The organism is Burkholderia torrens, assembly GCF_984668525.1.
Genome location: NZ_OZ480211.1, coordinates 2,583,668 through 2,605,499 on the forward strand (window position 1 = coordinate 2,583,668; position 21,832 = coordinate 2,605,499).

The window sequence follows — 21,832 nt, forward strand, 5'->3', positions numbered from 1 at the left end:
GGCCGTTCGGCCAGGCGCGGCGGCCCCGAACCGGCGGTCGCCGCGTGATAAAATCACGATCCACTCGATACGCGCGGCCCCGCGGCTTCATGCCCGCCGACACGGCCGCCGACTCAACGACACATTGAAACAATCGCCCGCGCAGCGCGCCCGGGTACGGAGAAAGGTATGGCTGGTCATTCGAAATGGGCCAACATCAAGCATAAGAAGGCAGCGGCCGACGCGAAGCGCGGCAAGATCTGGACCCGCCTGATCAAGGAAATCCAGGTCGCGGCGCGCCTCGGCGGCGGCGACGTCAACTCGAACCCGCGCCTGCGTCTCGCGGTCGACAAGGCAGCCGACGCGAACATGCCGAAGGACAACGTCAAGCGCGCGATCGATCGCGGCGTCGGCGGCGCGGACGGCGCGAACTACGAAGAAATCCGTTACGAAGGCTACGGCATCAGCGGCGCGGCGATCATCGTCGACACGCTGACCGACAACCGCACGCGTACGGTCGCGGAAGTTCGCCACGCATTCTCGAAATTCGGCGGCAACATGGGCACCGACGGCTCGGTCGCGTTCATGTTCGATCACGTCGGCCAGTTCCTGTTCGCGCCCGGCACGTCGGAAGACGCGCTGATGGAAGCCGCGCTCGAAGCCGGCGCGAACGACGTGAACACGAACGACGACGGCTCGATCGAAGTGCTGTGCGACTGGCAGGAGTTCTCGAAGGTGAAGGACGCGCTCGAAGCCGGCGGCTTCAAGGCCGAACTCGCCGAAGTGACGATGAAGCCGCAGAACGAAGTCGAGTTCACCGGTGACGACGCGGCGAAGATGCAGAAGCTCCTGGACGCGCTCGAGAACCTCGACGACGTGCAGGACGTGTATACGAACGCCGTCATCATCGAGGAATGAGATGCCGGCCGCCGCGCGCAGCGTTGCGGCGGCGGCCCGACCGATTCCGCGGCCGGCGCGCCTGAGCGTGCCGGCCGCCCTGTTTTCTAGTCTGCGGGGAATCCCATGAAACTACTCGTCGTCGGTTCCGGCGGCCGCGAACATGCGCTGGCGTGGAAGCTCGCGCAATCGCCGCGCGTCCAGATGGTCTACGTCGCGCCCGGCAATGGCGGCACGGCGCAGGACGAGCGTCTGAAGAACGTCGATATCACGTCGCTCGACGAACTCGCCGATTTCGCGGAAAGCGAAGGCGTCGCGTTCACGCTCGTCGGGCCGGAAGCACCGCTCGCGGCCGGCATCGTCAACCTGTTCCGCGCACGCGGCCTGAAGGTCTTCGGCCCGACCCGCGAAGCCGCGCAACTCGAAAGCTCGAAGGATTTCGCGAAGGCGTTCATGAAGCGCCACAACATTCCGACGGCCGACTACGAAACCTTCGCCGATGCGACGGCCGCCCACGCGTACATCGACGCGAAGGGTGCGCCGATCGTCGTGAAGGCCGACGGCCTCGCGGCCGGCAAGGGCGTCGTCGTCGCGATGACGCTGGAAGAAGCGCATGCAGCGGTCGACATGATGCTGTCGGGCAACAAGCTCGGCGATGCCGGCGCGCGCGTCGTGATCGAGGAATTCCTCGACGGCGAGGAAGCGAGCTTCATCGTGATGGTCGACGGCAAGCACGCACTGGCACTGGCTTCGAGCCAGGACCACAAGCGCCTGCTCGACGAAGACCGCGGCCCGAACACCGGCGGCATGGGCGCGTATTCGCCCGCGCCGATCGTCACGCCGCAGATGCACGCACGCGTGATGCGCGAGATCATCATGCCGACCGTGCGCGGCATGGAGAAGGACGGCATCCGCTTCACGGGCTTCCTGTACGCGGGCCTGATGATCGACAAGGACGGCAATCCGCGCACGCTCGAGTTCAACTGCCGGATGGGCGACCCGGAAACGCAGCCGATCATGGCGCGCCTGAAGAGCGATTTCTCGAAGGTCGTCGAGCAGGCGATCGCAGGCACGCTCGACACGGTCGAGCTCGACTGGGACCGCCGCACCGCGCTCGGCGTCGTGCTGGCCGCGCACGGCTATCCGGACGCGCCGCGCAAGGGCGACCGCATCAACGGGATCCCGGCCGAGACCGAACAGGCCGTGACGTTCCATGCGGGCACGACGCTCGGCGAAGGCGACAAGCTCGTGACGTCGGGCGGCCGCGTGCTGTGCGTGGTCGGCCTGGCCGATTCGGTGCGCGAAGCGCAGCAGCATGCGTACGACACGATCAACCAGATCAATTTCGAAGGCATGCAGTACCGCCGCGACATCGGCTTCCGCGCGCTCAACCGCAAGAGCGTGTGACGTCGCCGTCGCCGCCCCGTCCTCGCGCGGCGGCGGCTCCTCTGCCGGGGTTCGATAGAATGCCCGGCAGATGCCTTTTTTACGGCCCCCGCTTCGGGCGGGGGCACCCAGTCCAGACATGACCGATTCGACCTACGACGTGGCGCGCGTGCGCACGTACCTCCAGGGCCTGCAGACACGCATCGCCGACGCGCTCGGCGCGCTCGACGGCACGCCGCTCGCCACCGACACGTGGCAGCGCGGGCCGGCCGAACGCCTGCGCGGCGGCGGCTGCACGCGGATTCTCGAAGGCGGCCGCGTGTTCGAACGCGCGGGGATCGGCTTTTCCGACGTCGCGGGCGACGCGCTGCCGCCGTCGGCGAGCGCGGCGCGCCCGCAGCTCGCGGGCCGCGGGTTCGAGGCGCTCGGCGTGTCGCTCGTGCTGCATCCGCGCAATCCGTACTGCCCGACCGTCCACATGAACGTGCGGATGCTGATCGCGACGAAGCCGGGCGAGGAGCCCGTGTTCTGGTTCGGCGGCGGCATGGATCTGACACCGGTTTACGGTTTCGAGGACGACGCGCGTCATTTCCACCAGACCTGCAAGGATGCGCTCGATCCGTTCGGTGCCGAGCTCTACCCGCGCTTCAAGAAGTGGTGCGACGAATATTTCTTCCTGAAGCACCGCAACGAGATGCGCGGCATCGGCGGGATCTTCTTCGACGATTTCTCCGAGCCCGGATTCGAACGCTCGTTTGAGCTGATGCAGAGCGTCGGCGATGCGTTCCTTCAGGCTTACCTGCCGATCGTCGAGCGTCGCGCCGAGCTGCCGTATGGCGAGCGCGAGCGCGACTTCCAGGCGTATCGCCGCGGCCGCTACGTCGAATTCAACCTCGTGTTCGACCGCGGCACGCTGTTCGGCCTGCAGAGCGGCGGCCGCACCGAGTCGATCCTGATGTCGATGCCGCCGGTCGCGAACTGGCGCTACAACTGGCAGCCCGAGCCGGGCACGCCCGAAGCGCGCCTGTACAGCGACTTCATCGTGCCGCGCGACTGGGTCTGAGCCCGCGCGCCCCGCTGCCCCAAGGAAAGGACGCGTTTCTGGACACCACCGCCCGCCCCGCCCCGCTGCCGCGTCGTATCGGCTTGCTGGGCGGTACTTTCGACCCGATCCACGACGGCCATCTCGCGCTCGCGCGCCGGTTCGCCGAGCTGCTCGGCCTGACCGAACTCGTGCTGCTGCCCGCCGGGCAGCCGTACCAGAAGCGCGACGTGTCGGCCGCCGAGCACCGGCTCGCGATGACGCGTGCGGCCGCCGGGTCGCTGTCCGTGCCGGGCGCGACCGTGACCGTCGCCACCGACGAGATCGAGCACGCCGGCCCGACCTACACGGTCGAGACGCTCGCGCGCTGGCGCGAGCGCATCGGCCCGGACGCGTCGCTGTCGCTGCTGATCGGCGCCGACCAGCTCGTGCGGCTCGACACGTGGCGCGACTGGCGCAAGCTGTTCGACTACGCGCACATCTGCGTGTCGACGCGCCCGGGTTTCGACCTGGGCACGGCGCCGCCGGACGTTGCGCGGGAAATCGCCGCGCGGCAGGCCGGCGCCGACGTGCTGAAGGCCACGCCGGCCGGCCACCTGCTGATCGATACGACCCTTTCGTTCGACATTGCCGCGACCGACATCCGCGCCCACCTGCGCGAATGCATCGCGCGCCATGCGCAAATGCCCGATGCGTCGGCCGAGCATGTGCCGGCCGCCGTATGGGCCTATATTCTTCAACATCGCCTCTACCATTCCTGAATCCATGGATATTCGCAAACTGCAGCGCGTGATCGTCGACGCCCTCGAAGACGTCAAGGCGCAAGACATCAAGGTGTTCAACACCAGCCACCTGACCGAACTGTTCGACCGCGTGGTCGTCGCATCGGGCACCTCCAACCGCCAGACCAAGGCCCTCGCATCGAGCGTGCGCGACAAGGTCAAGGAAGCCGGCGGCGACATCGTCAGCTCCGAAGGGGAAGACACCGGCGAATGGGTGCTGGTCGATTGCGGCGACGCGGTCGTGCACATCCTCCAGCCGGCCCTGCGCCAGTACTACAACCTCGAGGAAATCTGGGGCGACAAGCCGGTGCGGATGAAGCTCGGCGGCGGCAAGGGCCCGAACGGCTTTGCCACGGCCAGCGAAGACGAGGAAGACGAAGAGGAAGCCGCGCCCGCCCGTCCGGCGCGCAAGACGGCCGCCCGCCGCCGTTAAGCCGTCGCGCGTCTTCCGATGAAGCTTTTCATCCTCGCGGTCGGCCACAAGATGCCGGGCTGGATCGCATCCGGCTTCGACGAATACACGAAGCGGATGCCGCCCGAGCTGCGCATCGAGTTGCGCGAGATCAAGCCCGAACTGCGTTCGGGCGGCCGCAGCGCCGAAAGCGTGATGGCGGCCGAGCGGCAGAAGATCGAGGCGGCGCTGCCGAAGGGTGCGCGCCTCGTCGCGCTCGACGAGCGCGGCCGCGACTGGACCACGATGCAGCTCGCGCAGGCACTGCCTGGCTGGCAGCAGGACGGCCGCGACGTCGCGTTCGTGATCGGCGGCGCCGACGGGCTCGATCCGGAACTGAAAGCACGCGCCGACGTGCTGCTGCGCATCTCGAGCATGACGCTGCCGCACGGGATGGTGCGCGTGCTGCTCGCCGAACAGCTTTACCGGGCGTGGAGCATCACGCAGAATCACCCCTACCACCGCGCATGACGCGTCGTCCTCGGGACGCGCGCCGCGCGCGCACAACGAGATAACGACACCATGCCGTCCAGCACGTCCCCCGCGCTTTTCCCGATCCTTTACCTCGCTTCGCAAAGCCCGCGCCGCCAGGAGCTGCTGCAGCAGATCGGCGTCCGCTTCGAACTGCTGCTGCCGCGCCCTGACGAGGACGCCGAAGCGCTCGAAGCCGAACTGCCCGGCGAAGCCGCCGATGCGTATGTACGGCGCGTGACCGTCGCGAAGGCGGAAGCCGCGCGTGCGCGCCTCGTCGCGAGCGGCAAGCCGGCCGCGCCGGTGCTGGTTGCCGACACGACCGTGACGATCGACGGCGCGATCCTCGGCAAGCCGGCCGACGCGGACGACGCGCTCGCGATGCTCACGCGCCTCGCGGGCCGCGAACACGCGGTGCTGACCGCCGTCGCCGTGATCGATGCCGGCGGAGAACTGCTGCCGCCCGCGCTGTCGCGCTCGTCGGTGCGCTTCGCGCCCGCATCGCGCGACGCCTACGCGCGCTACGTCGAAACCGGCGAGCCGTTCGGCAAGGCCGGCGCGTACGCGATCCAGGGCCGCGCGGCAGAATTCATCGAGCGAATCGACGGTTCCCATTCAGGTATCATGGGTCTGCCCCTTTTTGAGACTGCCGCGTTGCTGCGCACCGCACGCGTCGCCTTCTGAACCGCACATGAACGAAGAAATCCTGATCAACCTCACGCCGCAGGAAACGCGCGTCGCACTCGTCCAGCAAGGCGCGGTGCAGGAGCTTCACGTCGAGCGCACGCTGTCGCGCGGGCGGGTCGGCAACATCTATCTCGGCAAGGTCGTGCGCGTGCTGCCCGGCATGCAGTCGGCGTTCATCGACATCGGCCTCGAGCGTGCGGCCTTCCTGCACGTCGCCGATATCTGGCATCCGCGCCTCGCGGGCGAGCCGCAGTCGGGCACGCCGCACCAGCCGATCGAGAAGATCGTGTTCGAGGGCCAGACGCTGATGGTCCAGGTGATCAAGGATCCGATCGGCACGAAGGGCGCGCGGCTGTCGACGCAAGTCAGTATCGCGGGCCGCACGCTCGTCTACCTGCCGCAGGAACCGCATATCGGCATCTCGCAGAAGATCGAGAGCGAGGCCGAACGCGAGGCCGTGCGCGCGCGCCTGACGGCCGTGATCCCGCCGGACGAGAAAGGCGGCTACATCGTGCGCACGATCGCCGAGGACGCGACCTCCGACGAACTGGCCGGCGACGTCACGTACCTGCGCAAGACCTGGGCGACGATCGTCGCCCAGGCGCAGCGGCTGCCGGCGACGAGCCTGCTGTACCAGGATCTCGATCTCGCGCAGCGCGTGCTGCGCGATTTCGCGAACGACGACACGACGCGCATCCAGGTCGATTCGCGCGAAACGTACCAGCGCCTCTCGGAATTCGCGGGCGAGTTCACGCCGGCCGTGAGCCCGAAGCTGCACCACTACACCGGCGAGCGGCCGCTGTTCGACCTGTACAACATCGAGACGGAGATCCAGCGCGCGCTGTCGCGCCGCGTCGACCTGAAGTCGGGCGGCTACCTGATGATCGACCAGACCGAGGCGATGACGACGATCGACGTGAACACGGGCGGCTACGTCGGCGCGCGCAACTTCGACGACACGATCTTCAAGACCAACCTCGAGGCCGCGCATACGATCGCGCGCCAGCTGCGGCTGCGCAACCTCGGCGGGATCATCATCATCGACTTCATCGACATGGAGAACGCCGAGCATCGCGACGCGGTGCTGTCCGAGCTGAAGAAGGCGCTGTCGCGCGACCGCACGCGCGTGACGGTCAACGGCTTCTCGCAGCTGGGGCTCGTCGAGATGACGCGCAAGCGCACGCGCGAATCGCTCGCGCACGTGCTGTGCGAGCCGTGCCCGACCTGCCAGGGCAAGGGCCAGGTGAAGACGTCGCGCACCGTGTGCTACGACATCCTGCGCGAGATCCTGCGCGAGTCGCGGCAGTTCAATCCGCGCGAATTCCGCGTGATCGCCGCGCAGCAGGTGATCGACCTGTTCCTCGACGAGGAATCGCAGCATCTCGCGATGCTGATCGATTTCATCGGCAAGCCGGTGTCGCTGCAGGTCGAGTCGAATCTGAGCCAGGAGCAATACGATATCGTGCTGATGTAACGCTGCGCTCTTCTGCGGTTGCGCGATTCCTGCCCGGCATGGGAGGGATTTCGCGCAACCTGCATGCCATGGCGAACGGCTATTCCGCGCGGCCCCCTTCCCGGGCGACACGCTCGATCGCTTCGGTATCCCACCGGCCGAGACGCATCGCTTCTTCCAGCATGCCGAGTGTCAGGGGCACAAGTTCCGGGGCGCGATATTTCGACGAAAACAGCCCAAGGAACGTTCTGACCATATCGAGCGTTTCCGGGCCGATGTATCGCTGATACGGGAAACGCTCTACATCGATCCCGAAGGTCTCGCCCCACTTGTCGATAAATTCGATCGCGTCGATTCCCGTGATGCGGAGGTCCTCTTCCATCCGGCTTGAACGTGACAGCTTCAGCGGACCGCCAAAGAGCGGACGCCCTAACTCCTCCCGAGCAAATGCCTCGAGCCGATCCCATGCCGTGTCAGCCATATCAGAGCACTCTGTCTTCCGGTTTTGCAATGCTGTTGTAGACCTGCACCGTATTCCACATGACGACTGCCGCATCCGTAGCGAGCATGATAGTGCCGACAACGGGCACTGCTCGCCCGACGAACGCACCGAGGTTACGAGTCGTCGCGATCCGCATACCACCGGCACCGGCTTTCGTGATGGTCGGCAACCGAATTCCGGCGTTGAACGGCAGCGCTTTGCGCGCCGCAAGCGACGCAACGGAGGTGCCGGCCACCGCGCCGCGCGGCTTGCCGGGAACCGGTACATCGTTCTGCCCCAATAGAACGGCAGCCGCAGCACCAAGGTCGTGAAAGCCAAACCGTTTGCAAACCTGATTCACGGCAACCCAAAAAAACAGATCCCCCGGCGTGAGATCCTCACGCCCCTCGTACGAATAGCGATTGTCCGACATACGGCCCTCGTTGTTGTTCGAATGACCGCAGACCTTAGCAAAGCGGAACACGCTCGCCATCCCTGTATCATTCGGTCAGGCGTGCAATAGGCCGCTTGACCAGGCCACACGGCGAAAGGCGCATCGCGCAATTGTTTAAGAACAGTTTCGAAAACGGTCCCGCGATACGCCCGCCTTCGCCGCCAGCCTCGCCCATGCCGCATGTCGACAGGGCGCCTGCGCCATCCGCCGCGCTATCCTTTCTCACCTATCACTCACCACACACCATGAGCCAAGGCCACAACCGCCGCCAGCGCAAGAAACTCCACATCGGCGAATTCCAGGAACTCGCGTTCAACGCCACCGCGCATTACCGCAACGAAATGACCGACCTCGCGCGCGGCGAGCTGATCGACGCGTTCATCGACTTCGTCGAAGCGAACGGACTGATGACCGTCGCGTCCGCGGACGAAGGCATCGGCGCGTACGTGATCTCCGGCGCGCCGCGCGGCACGACGACCGACGCCGATCGCGAACTCGTGCGCGGGTGGCTCGCCGCCCGCCCGGAACTGACGGACGTCAAGGTCAGCGAGTTCACCGACGCGTGGTATCCGGACGCCTGAGTTCCCCGCTCCCCCCTGCTTCACGCAGCGCCCGCGCCTGCCCGCCATGACGGCGAGCAGGCCGGTGCGGCACCACTCCCGCCTTCGCCCCCCGCCTCTCCGGCACCGACTCACACGATTCGCATCGCGTCGACCGTGATTACCCCGATTTCCGCATTGAATCGGACGCTTACTTCAATTTAACGATCATTAAAAGACGCCTCGCATCGGCGGACCTACTCTGATTGCCAGGAATCCGGTGTTTTCCGGCGCGATCGGCGAGCAATACGAAAGAATGCGAATCGCTCGCCCGACAGGCGCTCCGGATTCCGGTACGGGCGAAATGCGACACGGCGGCGGGCAATCAGGGAGACAACCGACAACGCGCCAGCCGATTCCCGTTCGCAGCGACGACACGTCGGCGCACGCGACGGCCGCCTGACCCAATCCATCAAACGAGACAAGACGAGGACGACATGACGACGCCGACCATCCATCAAGCAGGACTCCGAATGATCATGATCGCGGCGGGCGCCGCGGCGCTGATGTCGCTGTCCGCCTGCGGCGGCTCCGGCTCGCTGAGCCAGGGCACCGGCGGCGGCAGCTCGGGTTCGGGTGACACGACCGCGACGACCGGCGGCAGCGCTTCAGGCAGCAGCTCGACCGCGGGCGGCACGGGGAGCGGCACTGGCAGCAACTCCGGCACCGGCAAGTCGGCCAATGCGCTCGGCCAGACGATCGATGCGTCGAGCAACGTCGTGACGGCCACGGGCGGCACCGTATCGGGCGTCGGCACGGTGATCGCGGGCCAGTCGCTGCCCGGCACGAACGCGGCGACCACGCAAGGGCTCGGCACCGTCGTGCAGGATGCCGGCGCGGCCGTCACGACGCTCGGCACCGGCATCGGATCGGGGCTTGGCCAGCTCGGCGCGTCGTCGAATCCGGTCGGCACGACGGTCGCGAGCACGGGCGGCGTGGTCACGAACCTCGGCAATGCGGTCGCGGCGACCGGCGGCGTCGTGTCGAGTCTCGGTGCCAGCGGCTCGGCACTGGCCCCGCTCGCCCCCGTCACATCGCCCGTCGGCGGCGCGATCACGACGCTCGGCAATACGATCGCGGGCGGCGGCGCAACGCTCGGCACGCAGCTGTCGACCGGCCCCGTCGCGCAGGTCACGGGCGCCGCCAGTTCGGCGATCACGCCGATCACGACGACGGTCGGGTCGGTCACGCAAACCGTCGCGGCGAGCACGCCGCTCGGCGCGCCGCTCACGAACCTCGTGACGACGGTCGGCAACGGGGTCGCGAACGCCGGCACGACGATCGCGAAGACCGGCGGCAATCCGGTCGCGACCGGCATCGGCAACGTGGTGACGGCAACCGGCAACACGGTGGCCACGGCCGGCACGACGCTGCTCGGCGGCGGCGCTGCCGCGACGAATCCGCTCGCGCCGGTCACGGGGCTCCTGTCGACCGGCGCACTCGGCGGCGCGACGGGCGGCAGTAACCCGGCCGGCGCGCTCACGACGGCGGTCGGCACGGTGACGGGCGCCGTGTCGGGCGCGGCCGGCGGCTCGCCCGTCGCGGGATTGACGGGCGGCACCGGCACCGGTGCACTGTCGAAGACGGGGGGCGGCGTGCTCGCCCCGGTCACGACGGCGCTCGGTTCGCTGGTCAAATAGGCCGCTCGAAGACGCGGCGCCCGCATCGTCACCGACGATCGGGCGCCGCGGCTGCAACCCTCCCCGGGGCGCATCCGGCCGCGCCCGCCCCCTCCGATCCCTACCTTTTCCCCACAGTCCGCCTGCAACAGGCCATCGAAATCGGTCCTGAAAGCAAGACACGTTAAACTCTCACCTCGCGTGGTGCGCCGCCCGCACCCGCCATCCATCGCCAGCCGCGTGCCCTCGGGCCGCCCCCGACCCATGGAGTGAGTGTCAATGAGCGGCGGACTCCCGTTTCCCGCATCCCGCAAGTCGTTGCCGTCCTCGACGGTCTTCCTGATTCTCGCCGCCGTCGCGTTGCTGTCCGGCTGCGGGCTGCTGCCGGTCCAGAACCCGCCCGCGCCGATCAGCGAGGCGCTCGTCGAGCCTGTCGAGGAAACCGCCGGCGAGCCGCTGACGATGCCGCCCGTGCCGGCGCCGACGCAACCGGAGGCGCCGGAAGCGCCGAAGAAGCCGCACCGCGAAGTGACGCGGCCGAAACCCGTGCAGCACCCCGAAACACCGACGCCTCCGCCGCCTCCGCCCCCGCCGATCGTCGCGACGCGCCCGCTCGACCGTACCCAGATCCATGCGCTGCTCGACAGCGAAGTCGCGCGCCGCAACGGCAAGGTGATCGGCCGCGCGGTCGACATGGTGACCGATGCGAGCGGCAAGCCGCGCGAGATGATCGTCAACCTGCAGGGTTTCATGGGCGTCGGCGACCGCAAGGTCATCTTCCCGTGGAACGTGTTCCGCTTCACGCCGGGCGGCAAACAGGAGCCGATCGTGCTCGACGTGCCGTCGGGCGACCTGCCGCCGGCCGCGCGGCCGAAGGCCGTGCCGCTGTCGGGTTCGGCCGCGGCCTCGCCCGCGACGCGGCTGCCGATGCTCGACAGCGACGTCGAGCGCCCGAACGGCACGAAGATCGGCCGCATCGTCGACGTGCTGATCGACCGCGCCGCGCAGCCGCAGGCCGTCGTGCTCGACCTCGGCGGTCTCGTCAATACCGACCGCCGTTCGATCGCCGCGAGCTGGGGCGCACTGCGCTTCGTCACGCGCGACAAGGCGCTGCACCCGCAGCTGGACCTGAACGACGCACAGATCAAGGCGTCGCCGCCCTACGCGGCCGACAAGCCGATCGTCGCGGTCTTCCCGCCCGTTGCCCCGGCCCCGGCTTCATCTGCGAGTGCCACCCGATGACGATCAAGCATTCCGTCAGCGTTCGCAGTCTGCGGTCCCTCGACTGGCTCAACTTCTTCGTTGCAAACGTGCAGACCGGGTTCGGCCCGTTCATCGCGTCCTACCTCGCGTCGCACAAGTGGACGCAGGGTGAAATCGGCATGGTGCTGTCGATCGGCACGATCAGCGCGATGGTCAGCCAGGTGCCGGGCGGCGCGGCCGTCGACGCGCTGAAGAACAAGAAAGGCGCGGCCGCCTGGGCGATCGCGGCCATCATCCTGTCCGCGGTGCTGCTCGCGTCGAGCCCGACGATCGTGCCGGTGATCGCCGCCGAGGTGTTCCACGGCTTCGCGAGCTGCATGCTCGTGCCGGCGATGGCCGCGATCTCGTTCTCGCTGGTCGGCCGCGCCGACCTCGGCGACCGGCTCGGCCGCAATGCGCGCTGGGCCTCGATCGGCAGCGCGGTCGCGGCGGGCCTGATGGGGCTCACCGGCGAGTACTTCTCCGCGCGCGCGGTGTTCTGGCTGACCGCCGTGCTGGCGCTGCCCGCGCTGTTCGCGCTCGCGATGATCCAGCCGACCCACGAAGTGATCCCGCAGTCGTCGAGGCCCGACGATCACCACGACGAAGCCGGCGAACGCGAGACGCTGCTCGAGCTGCTGCGCGACCGCCGGATGCTGATCTTCGCGGCGTGCGTCGTGCTGTTCCACCTGTCGAACGCGGCGATGCTGAACCTCGCGGCCGGCGAAGTCACGGCCGGGATGGGCGAAAACGTGCAGCTCGTGATCGCCGCGTGCATCATCGTGCCGCAGGCGATCGTCGCGATGCTGTCGCCGTGGGTCGGCCGCTCCGCGCAACGCTGGGGGCGCCGGCCGATCCTGCTGCTCGGCTTCTCCGCGCTGCCGGTGCGCGCGCTGCTGTTCGCCGGCGTGAGCAGCCCGTACCTGCTCGTGCCGGTCCAGATGCTCGACGGCATCAGCGCGGCCGTGTTCGGCGTGATGCTGCCGCTGATCGCGGCCGACGTCGCGGGCGGCAAGGGTCGCTACAACCTGTGCATCGGGCTGTTCGGGCTCGCGGCCGGGATCGGCGCGACGCTCAGCACGGCCGCCGCCGGCTACGTCGCCGATCACTTCGGCAACGCAGTCAGCTTCTTCGGGCTCGCGGGCGCCGGCGCGCTCGCGGTGCTGCTGGTCTGGCTCGTGATGCCCGAAACACGCGTCGAGAACGGCGACGCGGCGGCCGACGAACCGGCTCCCGCATCGCCCGAACAGGCGCACTGAACGCGGCCCGCCGCCGTTACCCGCTTCTTGGCCGACTCACGATGGATACGATCAGGACACTCAACGAAGCCCGCCAGCAGATCCAGCAGTCGATCTTCGCTCTGTTCAAGGGGCTGTCATTCAGCGAACGGCTCGCGCAAGGCGGGCTGATGGCGCTCCAGGCCGTCTGCAGCGCGTGCCTCGCGTATGCGATCGGCCGCGCGATGCACACCGAGCAGGCCGTGTGGGCGGCGATCACCGCGATCGCCGTCACGCAGCACAACTACTCGGACACGATGTCGCTGTCGCGCGACCAGTTCATCGGCGCGATGGTCGGCGGCGTGCTCGGCTTCGCGGGCGCGGCGGTCGGCGGCGATCGCCTCGTCACGTATGCGATCACGGTCGCGGTCGTGATCGTCTGCTGCTGGTGCCTGAACGTCGGCAGTGCGGCTCGGCTCGGCGGCGTGACCGCGACGATCGTGCTGCTGTTTCCGGGCAACGGCCCGCTGTGGGATGTGCCGCTGATGCGGCTCGGCGAGGTAACGCTCGGCACCGTGTGTGCGCTGGGCGTGTGCTGGGTGATGTCGAGGATCGAGCGGCGCTGGTTCCGCCACGCGCAAGCGAAGTGACGCGGCGGGCCGGCTGCCCGGCGCGCATCGCGGCATCGCGATACGTGCCGGGCGATCGGCAAGGTCAGTCGCCGATTCGCAGCACGATGCCGGAACCGATCTGCACCAGCAGGTGATCCCCGCCGACGCCGACCCATTGATAGCCGCGCGGCGGCGGGCTCAGGCGATAGCCGCGCCAGTCGTCGATCACGTACTGACGATCGCGGAACTCGGGGGGAAGCCGATCGCCCTTGTGCCACTCGCGGCGCGGCTGGTCGGCCCAGCGCGGCGGCAGGTCGTCCTCATGACGCATCTGGCCGGGCGGCATGTGTTTCGGGCCGTGGCCACGGTGCATGCCGTGGCCGCCCTGGTCATCGTGGTTGTCGTGGTCCTGCGCCATCGCGGCCGGCGCGGCGAAACCGGCCGCGATCACCGCGGCCAGCATCATCCCGTGCATCTTGTTCATCTTGTTCATCGTGCTTTCCCTCCGTGTTGTCACGTCGAACGAAACACTCGAACTGCCCGATGAAGACTAGCACACGGCATTGCACGGGCGCATGACCGCGCGTCAAGCCGCCTGCTGCTGGTACTGGATCCGGTGCAGGTGCGCGTAGAGGCCGCCGTGGCGCAGCAGTTCGTCGTGGCTGCCCTCCTCGACGATCTTGCCGGCCTCGAGCACGAGGATGCGGTCCGCGCGCTCGATCGTCGACAGCCGGTGCGCGATCACGAGCGTCGTGCGGCCTTCCATCAGCCGTTCGAGCGCCGCCTGCACGTGGCGCTCCGATTCCGAGTCGAGCGCCGACGTCGCTTCGTCGAGGATCAGGATCGGCGCGTCCTTGTAGATCGCGCGCGCGATCGCGAGCCGCTGGCGCTGGCCGCCGGACAATCGCATCCCGTTGCCGCCGACGAGCGTGTCGAGCCCGTCGGGCATCGCGGCGACTGCATCGGCGAGATTGGCTGCTTCGAGCGCGGCCTGCACGCGCGCGCGGTCGGGCGTCTGCCCGTACGCGACGTTCGCCGCGATCGTGTCGTTGAACAGCACGACGTCCTGGCTGACCATCGCCATCTGGCCGCGCAGCGCATGGAGGTCGTAGTCGGAAACCGGCACGCCGTCGACCAGGATCGCACCGTCGGTCGGGTCGAAGAAGCGCGGCAGCAGGTTCACGAGCGTCGTCTTGCCGCTGCCGGACGGGCCGGCCAGCGCAATCATTTCACCCGGCGCGACCTTGAACGAGATGCGGTCGAGCGTCGGCCGCTCGGCCGCGCCATAGTCGAACGACACGTTGCGGAATTCGATCTCGCCGCGCGCGTGCGGCAGCGGCCGGCCGCCGCCTTGCGGTTCGGCCGGCTCGTCGATCAGCCCGAAGATCAGCTCGGCGGCCGTCATCCCGCGCTGCAGCGGCTGGTTGACGTCGATCAGGTGCTTGAGCGGCGAGATCACCAGCAGCATCGACGTGACGAACGCGACGAAGCCGCCGACCGTCGTCTGGTCGTTCGACGACTGCACGACCGCGATCGTGATCACGACCGCGAGCGCGATCGACGCGAGGAACTGCGTGAGCGGCTGCGCGAGGCCGCCCGAGATCGTCATGCGCATCGCGTAGCCGCGCAGGCGCTTGCTCATCGTCGTGAAGCGGTCCATTTCGTACGCTTCGCCGTTGTGCACCTTGACGACCTTGTAGCCGCCGACCGTCTCCTCGACGATGTACGACAGCTCGTTGGTGAGCGTCTGGTGCTCGCGGTTCAGGCGGCGCAGGCGGCGGTTGATCTTGCTGACGAGCCAGCCGATGCCGGGCAGGATCACCGCGACGATCAGCGTGAGCCGCCAGTTCAGGTAGAACAGGTAGCCAAGCAGGAAGATCACCGTCAGCGAGTCGCGCACGAGCGTCACCATCACGCCGGTCAGCACCGACAGGATCTGGTTGACCTCGAACACGATCGCGTTGATCACCGTGCTCGCGGTTTCGCGCTGGAAGAACGACGCGCCGGTGTGGAGCATCCGCTGGAACATCTCGAGCCGCAGTTGCAGCAGGATGCGGTTCGATACGTAGTTGAGCAGGTAGTTCGACGTGTACTGCGACACGCCGCGCACGAGTGCTAGGCCGATCACCGCGATCGGCACGTACCATTTCGCGCTGTCGCTGCCATGCGAGCCGAAGCCGTGGTCGAGCAGCGGCTTGAGCAGCGCCGGGATACCGGCTTCGGTGGCCGCGACGACGCCCATCGTCATCACGGCGAGCACCACGATGCCGATCAGCGGCCGGATGTACGGCCACAGGCGCTTGAGGACCGTGACCGGCGAGGTGCCGGTGCCGTCCATCGGTTTGCGAAGTGTGTTCTGGGTTTCCAAGGCAATCCTTCTTGAGCCGCGATGCGGCGCCCGGCGCGTGGCCGCCCGGGAGTTCGCCCCCGTCGGGCGGATGCCTAAAAGGGCCCAACATTATAGCCGCACCGCCCCCGCCGGCACGGGCATGGCCGATGCGGCCGGCGGCCGGGCCGCGGGTATACTGCCGCTCACCGTTTTCTCCGCCTTTCCGACGATTTCATGGCTGAACCCTCTCTCGGCGTCGCCCTCATCGCCCTCAACGCGTCCGCGCGGCTCGCGCAGTGCCTCGATGCGCTGTCGTTCGCCGACGATGTCGTCGTCATCGACGGCGGCAGCACCGACGATACCGTCGCGATCGCGCAGGCGCACGGCGCGCGCGTGATCGTCGAGCGCGACTGGCCGGGCTTCGGCCCGCAGAAGAACCGCGCGCTCGACGCGCTCGGCACCGACTGGATCCTGTCGCTCGATACCGACGAAGTCGTCACCGCAGAGCTCGCGCAGTCGATCCGCGACACGATCCGCGCGCCGGCCGCGCAGGTCTATGCGGTCGACCGGCTGTCGAGCTTCTGCGGCCAGTGGATTCACCACAGCGGCTGGTATCCGGACTGGGTGCCGCGCCTGTTCCGGCGCGGCACCGCGCGGTTCTCGGATGATCTCGTGCACGAGCGCCTCGTGTTCGACGGCGCCGCGCAGCGCCTGGCCGGCAAGCTGATGCACTATTCGTACGAGGACTTCGAAACCGTCGTGCGCAAGCTCGACGCGTATTCGACGGCCGGCGCGCGCCAGCGCCGCGCGGCCGGCCAGCGCGGCGGCTTCGGCAAGGCGGTCGCACGCGGCGCATGGGCGTTCGTGCGGACCTACGTGCTGCGGCGCGGGTTCCTGGACGGCCGCGCCGGCTTCATGATCGCCGTGTTCAACGCGGAAACCGTGTATTACCGCTTCCTGAAGCTCGGCCACGAAACCGCGCGCTGAGCCGCCCGCCCCGCGCACCGCCGGCGCGCGGGCGGCCCGGCGTTACAATGCCGGGCTGCCCGCGCCGCGCGAGCCCGCCCGAGAGGCGCCGCCGCGCGCCGCCCGCCACGACGACCACCGATTCCGACCGCCATGTTCTCCATCATCATCCCGACCTGGAACAACCTGCCGTACCTCAAGCTCGTCGTCGACAGCCTGCGCCGCCATTCCGCCCATGACCACCAGGTCATCGTGCACGTGAACGACGGCTCGGACGGCACGCTCGACTGGGTGCGCAGCGAAGGCATCGAGCACACCGCGTCGCCGGCCAACATCGGCATCTGCCATGCCGTGAACTGGGCCGCCGCGCGTGCGACGCGCGACTACGTCGTCTACATGAACGACGACATGTACTGCTGCCCCGGCTGGGACGCGGCGCTCGTGCGCCGCATCGAACAGATGCCGACCGACCTCTTCATGCTGTCGGGCACGATGGTCGAGCCGGTCGACACGCGCAACCCGTGCGTCGTCGTCAGCAATTTCGGCCGCGACGCCGAGCAGTTCGACGCGGCGGGCCTCGTCGCGGCGACGCCGAAGCTCGCACGCGCGGACTGGCTCGGGTCGACCTGGCCGCCGACGCTCGTGCACCGCGACTGGTGGAACCGCATCGGCGGCTACAGCAGCGAGCTGTCGCCCGGCATGAGCAGCGACAACGACTTCTCGATGAAATTCTGGGACGCCGGCTGCCGGATCTTCCTCGGCGTCGGCGACAGCCTCGTCTACCACTTCCAGCAGAAGAGCACCGGCAAGATCGTCAAGAACGACGGTCGCCGCCAGTTTCTCAACAAATGGGGCATGACCCAGGCGACGTTCGACCGCTACTACCTGCATCGCGGCGAGCCGGCCGGCACGCAGATCGCGCTCGATACGCCGGCCGTGGAAGGCCGCCTGAAGCGCGCGCTGCTGCGCTCGCGGATCAAGCGCGCCTTCAGCTGATCGGGCCCCGAAAACGACACAGAAACCTGTCCTGCTTCGCGTATACTGCGCCGTTCGTCCCGGATCTCCCGCCGGGATGCGCGGCGCGCCGCACGATGCCGGCTAGCCGCATTCGTCCATTCGACAGGTTCCGATGCTTTCGTTTTCCGCTCCCGCCTCGCGGCGCCTGACCGCCGCCCGTGCATTCGCCGTCGCCGCGCTCTGCATGGTCCCCGTCTCGACCGCGCTGACCAACGTGTTCTGCGGGCTGTTCGCCGCCGCGCTCGTGATCTCCCCCGAATTCTGGCGCGACCTGCGCTCGCTCGTCACCGATCAGACGTCGCTCGCGGCGCTGCTGATCCTCGCGGCGCTCGCCGTCAGCATCACGTACACGGTCGCGCCGCACGGCAAGGCGTGGAGCTGGGTCGCCAAGTACGACAAGCTGCTGTTGCTGCCGTTTGCCGTGCTCGCGTTCCGTCATTCGAACTGGGCGCCGATCGTGCAGCGCTGCTGGTTCGGCACGCTGTGCGTGATCCTGCTGCTGTCGACGACCAACTATCTCGGGCTGACCGCGATCGGGCCCGCGCACGCGTCCGATCTGCCGTTGTCGCGCGCATGGGTGTTCAAGAACCATATCGCCGCCGGCATGTTCGGCGCGCTGCTGTTCTACCAGGCCGCCGATCTCGCGCTGGCGGCCCGCACGGCGCTGTCGCGCGTCGCTTACGCGGGCGTCGCCGCGTGGTCGCTCGTCAACGTGTTCGTGATGTTGCAAGGACGCACGGGGCAGGTCATCGCGCTGCTGCTGATCCTCGTCGTCGCCGTGCGTTTCGTGCTGCTGCTGCGCCGGCAATCGGCGCTGCGCGCCGGGCTCGCCGCCGGCGTATTCGCGCTCGCCGGCGTCGCACTCGTGGTCGCCGCGTGCACGGTTCACAACGGCCGGCTCGTGAAGGTCGTGACGGAAGTGCAGCAGTACCGGCAAAGCGATGCGGCCACGTCCACGGGCCTGCGTCTCGAGTGGTACAAGAAGGGGCTCGAACTGTATCGCCAGCGCCCCGTGATCGGCTACGGCGCGGGCGGCCTCGAAACCGAATTCGAGCGGCTCACGGCCGGCAAGACGGCAGCCGAAGGGCAGCTCACGTCGAACCCGCACAACGAATACCTGCTGATGGCCGTCCAGCTCGGCACCGTCGGCCTGCTGCTGTTCATCAACCTGATCGTGCAGATCGCGCGCGGCAGCCGTGCGCTCGATCCGCGCTCGCGGCACCTGCTGCTCGGGTGGCTCGCGATCTTCGCGATCGGCAGTCTCGCGAACTCGCTGCTGCTCGATTTCGCCGAAGGGCACCTGATCGTGCTGCTGGCCGGCATCCTGCTCGGTTGCGGCGAACGCGGCGAAGCGCTGCCGCGCGAAACGTCGGCGATCCGGCGCAGCGCGTAACGCACTACGACACGGGTTCCGCTGCCGGCCGGCTCCGGCAGCGCCAGTCTGACGTCAATGCGAGCGGGCAGCGTGCCGTCGGCGTTGCTCGTCGCGGCCCTGTTCCCCTTCGAATTCAGGAAAACGCGCGTCCCCCGCGCGTCAGTCGGACCGGGCGCGACGCAGTCGCGACGTGTCGACGACGGCATCCGCCGCACCGGGCGGATTCAGCCCGAGCATGTCGGCCGCCGCGGCCTTCACGCGCTGCGCGCCGAGATTGGCGAGGCAGTCGCTGCGGCTGTCGACCTTGCGCTCGCAGCCTTCGTGCCGGCACGGCACGCAATCGCCCTCCCCCTGCAGTAGCCACACGTTCCCGTGCCGCCCCGAGCCGCGCAACGGCCAGGGATTCTCGGTCGCGGGCCAGTGCTGCGGCCACGGCCCCCAGCGCACGGGGTCGGACGGGCCGAACAGCGCGATCGTGTCGGTGCCCGTCGCGGCCGCGACGTGCGTCGCGCCGGTGTCGGGCCCGATGAAGAGCCGCGCGCGCCGCACGAGTTCCGCGCTCTCGCCGAACGTCAGCCGGCCGACCAGGTTCAGCACGTCGCCGCCCGCTTCGGCCGCGACCTGCTCCGCATACTCGCGCTCGCTGTCGGCCGGGCCGCCCGACAGCGCGACCGCGAAGCCGTGCTCGCGCAGCCAGCCGATCATCTCGACCCAGCCGTCGAGCCGCCATTGCTTGTAGCGGAACATCGGATACGGATGCAGGACGACCAGCGGCTTGCCGTCGCGGATCGCCGGCGACTCGGCGAGCCACGCGTCGAAGCGCGCGCGCCGCGCGGGATCGTCGCCGATGCCGGGCGCAACGACCTCGGACACCGGCTCGATACCGATCACCGGGGCAAGTGCGAGCGTGCTGACGACCGTATGCGCGGATTCGTGATGATTGATCGCGATTCCGTTCAGCATCATTCGCGTGAGCCACGTGACGCGATCCGGATCGACGAGACCGACCCGCTTGCGGCCGGCGAACCAGCTGTAGAACCGCGGCCGGTCGGAACTCAGCGCCGCGCACGCGAGATCGTAGCGGCGCCACATCGACAACGCGTCGCGCAGCCGCTCGCGGAATCCCGCACGTTGCGCGACGACGATCACGCGGCGCACGTCGGGATTGTGCTCGAGCACGCCCTCGGTGCCGCGAAACACCAGCATGTCGATCTGCGCCTCCGGCCAGCGGGCCTTCAGCGAACGCACGAGCGGCGTCGTCAGCAGCACGTCGCCGATCCGGCGCGGTGCTGCAACGAGAATGGTTCTGGGCGGGCGGGCAGAGGAAAACAGGGCCACGGCGATCTGTCTGGCTGGCTGAACAAGGCTGGCAATGTACAGGATTTTGCCGCAGCCGGCGCGGCGTGGCGCGCCGGCCGTGCAAGCTGCGTCGAAACGGCCTCGATGCGGCGCGCCGACAGGCCGCGCCGACGTCCGTGCCGGGCGGATGCGGCCGCTACGAGGCGATCGTCATGACCGCAGGCGCGGCGGCAGCCGGCTGCGCATGTCCCGCAGCGGCCGCCGGCTCGTCGCGATGACCGGCCTGCGGCAGCAGATGGCGCACCGCCCGTTCGACCGCGTCGACGTCGATCGCGTCGACGGTCGCACCGGCGCGCAGGATCACGTGAGGCACGCCGAGCGGGTGCCAGCGCAGGTATTTCTCGGGACGGTCCTCGAACAGCGCGGCGACCGGCACGCCAAGTGCCGACGCGAGATGCACGGGCGCGCTGTCGGCCGACACGATCACGTCGAGCAGACTCGCGGCAGCCACCATCTCGGCCACCGACGACGGCGCCACCTGCCGCGCATCCACGTTGCGCCACGTGTCGTCCTCGGCACACTTGCCGATCGTCGGATCGCGAAACACGATTACGTCGGCGAACGGCGCAAGCCGCACGCCGAGGTCGCGCCAGCGGTCTGCGGGCCAGCGGCGCTCGACCGCCTTGTTCGACACGAACAGCCCGACACGCGGCTTCGTGCGCGCGCCGAGCAGCCGATGCCACGTATCCTGCAGCGCAGGGTCGGGGTGAACCGACAGTTCGAGGCGGTCGAGATCCGCACGGCCGAGTTCGGGCACGAGCCGGAAACCCGACAGCGCCTCGTGGCACATCTGCCGCTGCGCGACATGCTCGGGCTTGCGATCGTCGAACTCGGTGTCGGCATCGTGCCAGCGGCAGTCCTTCGCGCGAAGCTGGCGCGCGAACTGCATGCTGCTGCGATGCATGCCGCCGTTCGGCACGACCACGAGGTCGAACCGCAAGCGGCGCAGGCGGCGCACGAGCCGCAGCCGGTCGAAGAATGCGCGCATCCGCCCGGGACGGTCGTTGCGCTCGCACTGTCGGCTGTAGACGTACGTATGGATCGTGTGCACGTCCGGGTTGCCGGCCAGCGCGGCCGCGTTGTAGCGGTTCGCGACCACATGGAGCTCCGCGCCGGGCCAACGCTCCTTCAGCGCGCCGAGAAACGCCGTCGTGCACAGCATGTCGCCGAGAAAATCAATCCGGATCACGAGGATCCGCTGCGTCGGGTTCCCATTGGCCATGGTCATATGGAGACAGTCGGTTTTTTTATCGTCGCGACGGGCCGTTTCACGGCGTCCTGATCCGGGGCGGTCGTATCGCACATCGCATGGATCCGCCCCCGTTTATGCACACCATGGCAGCGCCGTGCGTCGCGCGAACCCGCGGCGGGCGCCGCGTACGTGCGGCTAGCGCCGGATTGTATAGCGTCCGGAT

Annotated in this window: 22 protein-coding genes; 16 read left to right on the forward strand and 6 right to left on the reverse strand. The window is 68.5% G+C overall.

The window, feature by feature from the left end:
* The first annotated feature begins 168 nt into the window (after window positions 1-168).
* The 8 genes from AC5LXX_RS11940 to rng all read left to right on the forward strand — a co-directional run bounded on the left by AC5LXX_RS11940 (window position 169) and on the right by rng (window position 7,169).
* Complete coding sequence (locus AC5LXX_RS11940) at window positions 169-897, forward strand: YebC/PmpR family DNA-binding transcriptional regulator (RefSeq protein WP_059233569.1); 729 nt, start codon at window positions 169-171, stop codon at window positions 895-897.
* A gap of 105 nt (window positions 898-1,002) precedes the next feature.
* Complete coding sequence (purD, locus tag AC5LXX_RS11945) at window positions 1,003-2,283, forward strand: phosphoribosylamine--glycine ligase (RefSeq protein WP_493409585.1); 1,281 nt, start codon at window positions 1,003-1,005, stop codon at window positions 2,281-2,283.
* A gap of 118 nt (window positions 2,284-2,401) precedes the next feature.
* Window positions 2,402-3,325, forward strand: coding sequence for an oxygen-dependent coproporphyrinogen oxidase (gene hemF, locus AC5LXX_RS11950; protein WP_493409586.1), 924 nt, complete (start codon window positions 2,402-2,404; stop codon window positions 3,323-3,325).
* Window positions 3,316-4,065, forward strand: a complete 750-nt coding sequence (locus AC5LXX_RS11955; RefSeq protein ID WP_493411121.1) for a nicotinate-nucleotide adenylyltransferase — start codon at window positions 3,316-3,318, stop codon at window positions 4,063-4,065. The genes hemF and AC5LXX_RS11955 overlap by 10 nt, the downstream gene beginning before the upstream one ends.
* 4 nt (window positions 4,066-4,069) lie before the next feature.
* A complete protein-coding gene (gene rsfS / locus AC5LXX_RS11960; protein ID WP_124453000.1) occupies window positions 4,070-4,519 on the forward strand; it encodes a ribosome silencing factor in 450 nt (149 codons plus the stop codon).
* 18 nt (window positions 4,520-4,537) lie between these two features.
* Window positions 4,538-5,008, forward strand: coding sequence for a 23S rRNA (pseudouridine(1915)-N(3))-methyltransferase RlmH (gene rlmH, locus AC5LXX_RS11965; protein ID WP_006484265.1), 471 nt, complete (start codon window positions 4,538-4,540; stop codon window positions 5,006-5,008).
* A gap of 51 nt (window positions 5,009-5,059) precedes the next feature.
* On the forward strand, window positions 5,060-5,692 hold the full coding sequence (locus tag AC5LXX_RS11970) for a Maf family protein (protein WP_493409587.1): 633 nt from the start codon (window positions 5,060-5,062) through the stop codon (window positions 5,690-5,692).
* A 7-nt stretch (window positions 5,693-5,699) separates the two neighbouring features.
* On the forward strand, window positions 5,700-7,169 hold the full coding sequence (gene rng, locus AC5LXX_RS11975) for a ribonuclease G (RefSeq protein ID WP_069248507.1): 1,470 nt from the start codon (window positions 5,700-5,702) through the stop codon (window positions 7,167-7,169).
* A 79-nt stretch (window positions 7,170-7,248) separates the two neighbouring features.
* On the opposite strand, the gene AC5LXX_RS11980 is transcribed toward rng, so the two are convergent.
* Both AC5LXX_RS11980 and AC5LXX_RS11985 read right to left on the reverse strand, forming a co-directional pair.
* Window positions 7,249-7,629, reverse strand: a complete 381-nt coding sequence (locus AC5LXX_RS11980; protein ID WP_493409588.1) for a DUF1493 family protein — start codon at window positions 7,627-7,629, stop codon at window positions 7,249-7,251.
* A 1-nt stretch (window position 7,630) separates the two neighbouring features.
* Entirely contained in the window at window positions 7,631-8,062 is a 432-nt protein-coding gene (locus AC5LXX_RS11985; RefSeq protein ID WP_493411122.1) for an STM2901 family protein, read from the reverse strand.
* 266 nt (window positions 8,063-8,328) lie between these two features.
* Between AC5LXX_RS11985 and AC5LXX_RS11990 the strand changes: the two genes are divergently transcribed.
* The 5 genes from AC5LXX_RS11990 to AC5LXX_RS12010 all read left to right on the forward strand — a co-directional run bounded on the left by AC5LXX_RS11990 (window position 8,329) and on the right by AC5LXX_RS12010 (window position 13,410).
* Window positions 8,329-8,664 (forward strand): YggL 50S ribosome-binding family protein, encoded by a 336-nt coding sequence (locus AC5LXX_RS11990; RefSeq protein WP_124452991.1) that lies wholly within the window; start codon window positions 8,329-8,331, stop codon window positions 8,662-8,664.
* A 455-nt stretch (window positions 8,665-9,119) separates the two neighbouring features.
* A complete protein-coding gene (locus tag AC5LXX_RS11995) occupies window positions 9,120-10,322 on the forward strand; it encodes a collagen-like triple helix repeat-containing protein (RefSeq protein WP_493409589.1) in 1,203 nt (400 codons plus the stop codon).
* 258 nt (window positions 10,323-10,580) lie between these two features.
* Window positions 10,581-11,543 carry a PRC-barrel domain-containing protein gene (locus AC5LXX_RS12000; protein WP_493409590.1) on the forward strand — a complete coding sequence of 321 codons (963 nt, stop codon included), beginning with the start codon at window positions 10,581-10,583 and terminating at the stop codon, window positions 11,541-11,543.
* Window positions 11,540-12,802 carry an MFS transporter gene (locus AC5LXX_RS12005; protein ID WP_493409591.1) on the forward strand — a complete coding sequence of 421 codons (1,263 nt, stop codon included), beginning with the start codon at window positions 11,540-11,542 and terminating at the stop codon, window positions 12,800-12,802. Before AC5LXX_RS12000 ends, AC5LXX_RS12005 begins: the two co-directional genes overlap by 4 nt.
* A gap of 41 nt (window positions 12,803-12,843) precedes the next feature.
* Window positions 12,844-13,410 carry an FUSC family protein gene (locus AC5LXX_RS12010; RefSeq protein ID WP_493409592.1) on the forward strand — a complete coding sequence of 189 codons (567 nt, stop codon included), beginning with the start codon at window positions 12,844-12,846 and terminating at the stop codon, window positions 13,408-13,410.
* Between the two features lie 64 nt (window positions 13,411-13,474).
* On the opposite strand, the gene AC5LXX_RS12015 is transcribed toward AC5LXX_RS12010, so the two are convergent.
* Window positions 13,475-13,855 (reverse strand): RcnB family protein, encoded by a 381-nt coding sequence (locus tag AC5LXX_RS12015; RefSeq protein WP_493411123.1) that lies wholly within the window; start codon window positions 13,853-13,855, stop codon window positions 13,475-13,477.
* A 102-nt stretch (window positions 13,856-13,957) separates the two neighbouring features.
* On the reverse strand, window positions 13,958-15,709 hold the full coding sequence (msbA, locus tag AC5LXX_RS12020; protein ID WP_493411124.1) for a lipid A export permease/ATP-binding protein MsbA: 1,752 nt from the start codon (window positions 15,707-15,709) through the stop codon (window positions 13,958-13,960).
* 225 nt (window positions 15,710-15,934) lie between these two features.
* Between msbA and AC5LXX_RS12025 the strand changes: the two genes are divergently transcribed.
* The 3 genes from AC5LXX_RS12025 (at window position 15,935) to AC5LXX_RS12035 (ending at window position 19,076) form a co-directional block, all read left to right on the forward strand.
* Entirely contained in the window at window positions 15,935-16,687 is a 753-nt protein-coding gene (locus AC5LXX_RS12025; RefSeq protein ID WP_493409593.1) for a glycosyltransferase family 2 protein, read from the forward strand.
* Window positions 16,688-16,819: 132 nt separating this feature from the next.
* Window positions 16,820-17,662 (forward strand): glycosyltransferase family 2 protein, encoded by an 843-nt coding sequence (locus tag AC5LXX_RS12030; RefSeq protein ID WP_493409594.1) that lies wholly within the window; start codon window positions 16,820-16,822, stop codon window positions 17,660-17,662.
* Between the two features lie 133 nt (window positions 17,663-17,795).
* On the forward strand, window positions 17,796-19,076 hold the full coding sequence (locus tag AC5LXX_RS12035) for an O-antigen ligase family protein (RefSeq protein WP_493409595.1): 1,281 nt from the start codon (window positions 17,796-17,798) through the stop codon (window positions 19,074-19,076).
* A 141-nt stretch (window positions 19,077-19,217) separates the two neighbouring features.
* On the opposite strand, the gene AC5LXX_RS12040 is transcribed toward AC5LXX_RS12035, so the two are convergent.
* Window positions 19,218-20,396: a glycosyltransferase family 9 protein gene (locus AC5LXX_RS12040; protein WP_493409596.1), complete on the reverse strand. Its 1,179-nt coding sequence runs from the start codon at window positions 20,394-20,396 to the stop codon at window positions 19,218-19,220.
* Between the two features lie 157 nt (window positions 20,397-20,553).
* Window positions 20,554-21,639: a glycosyltransferase family 9 protein gene (locus AC5LXX_RS12045; RefSeq protein ID WP_493411125.1), complete on the reverse strand. Its 1,086-nt coding sequence runs from the start codon at window positions 21,637-21,639 to the stop codon at window positions 20,554-20,556.
* Between the last annotated feature and the right edge of the window lie 193 nt (window positions 21,640-21,832).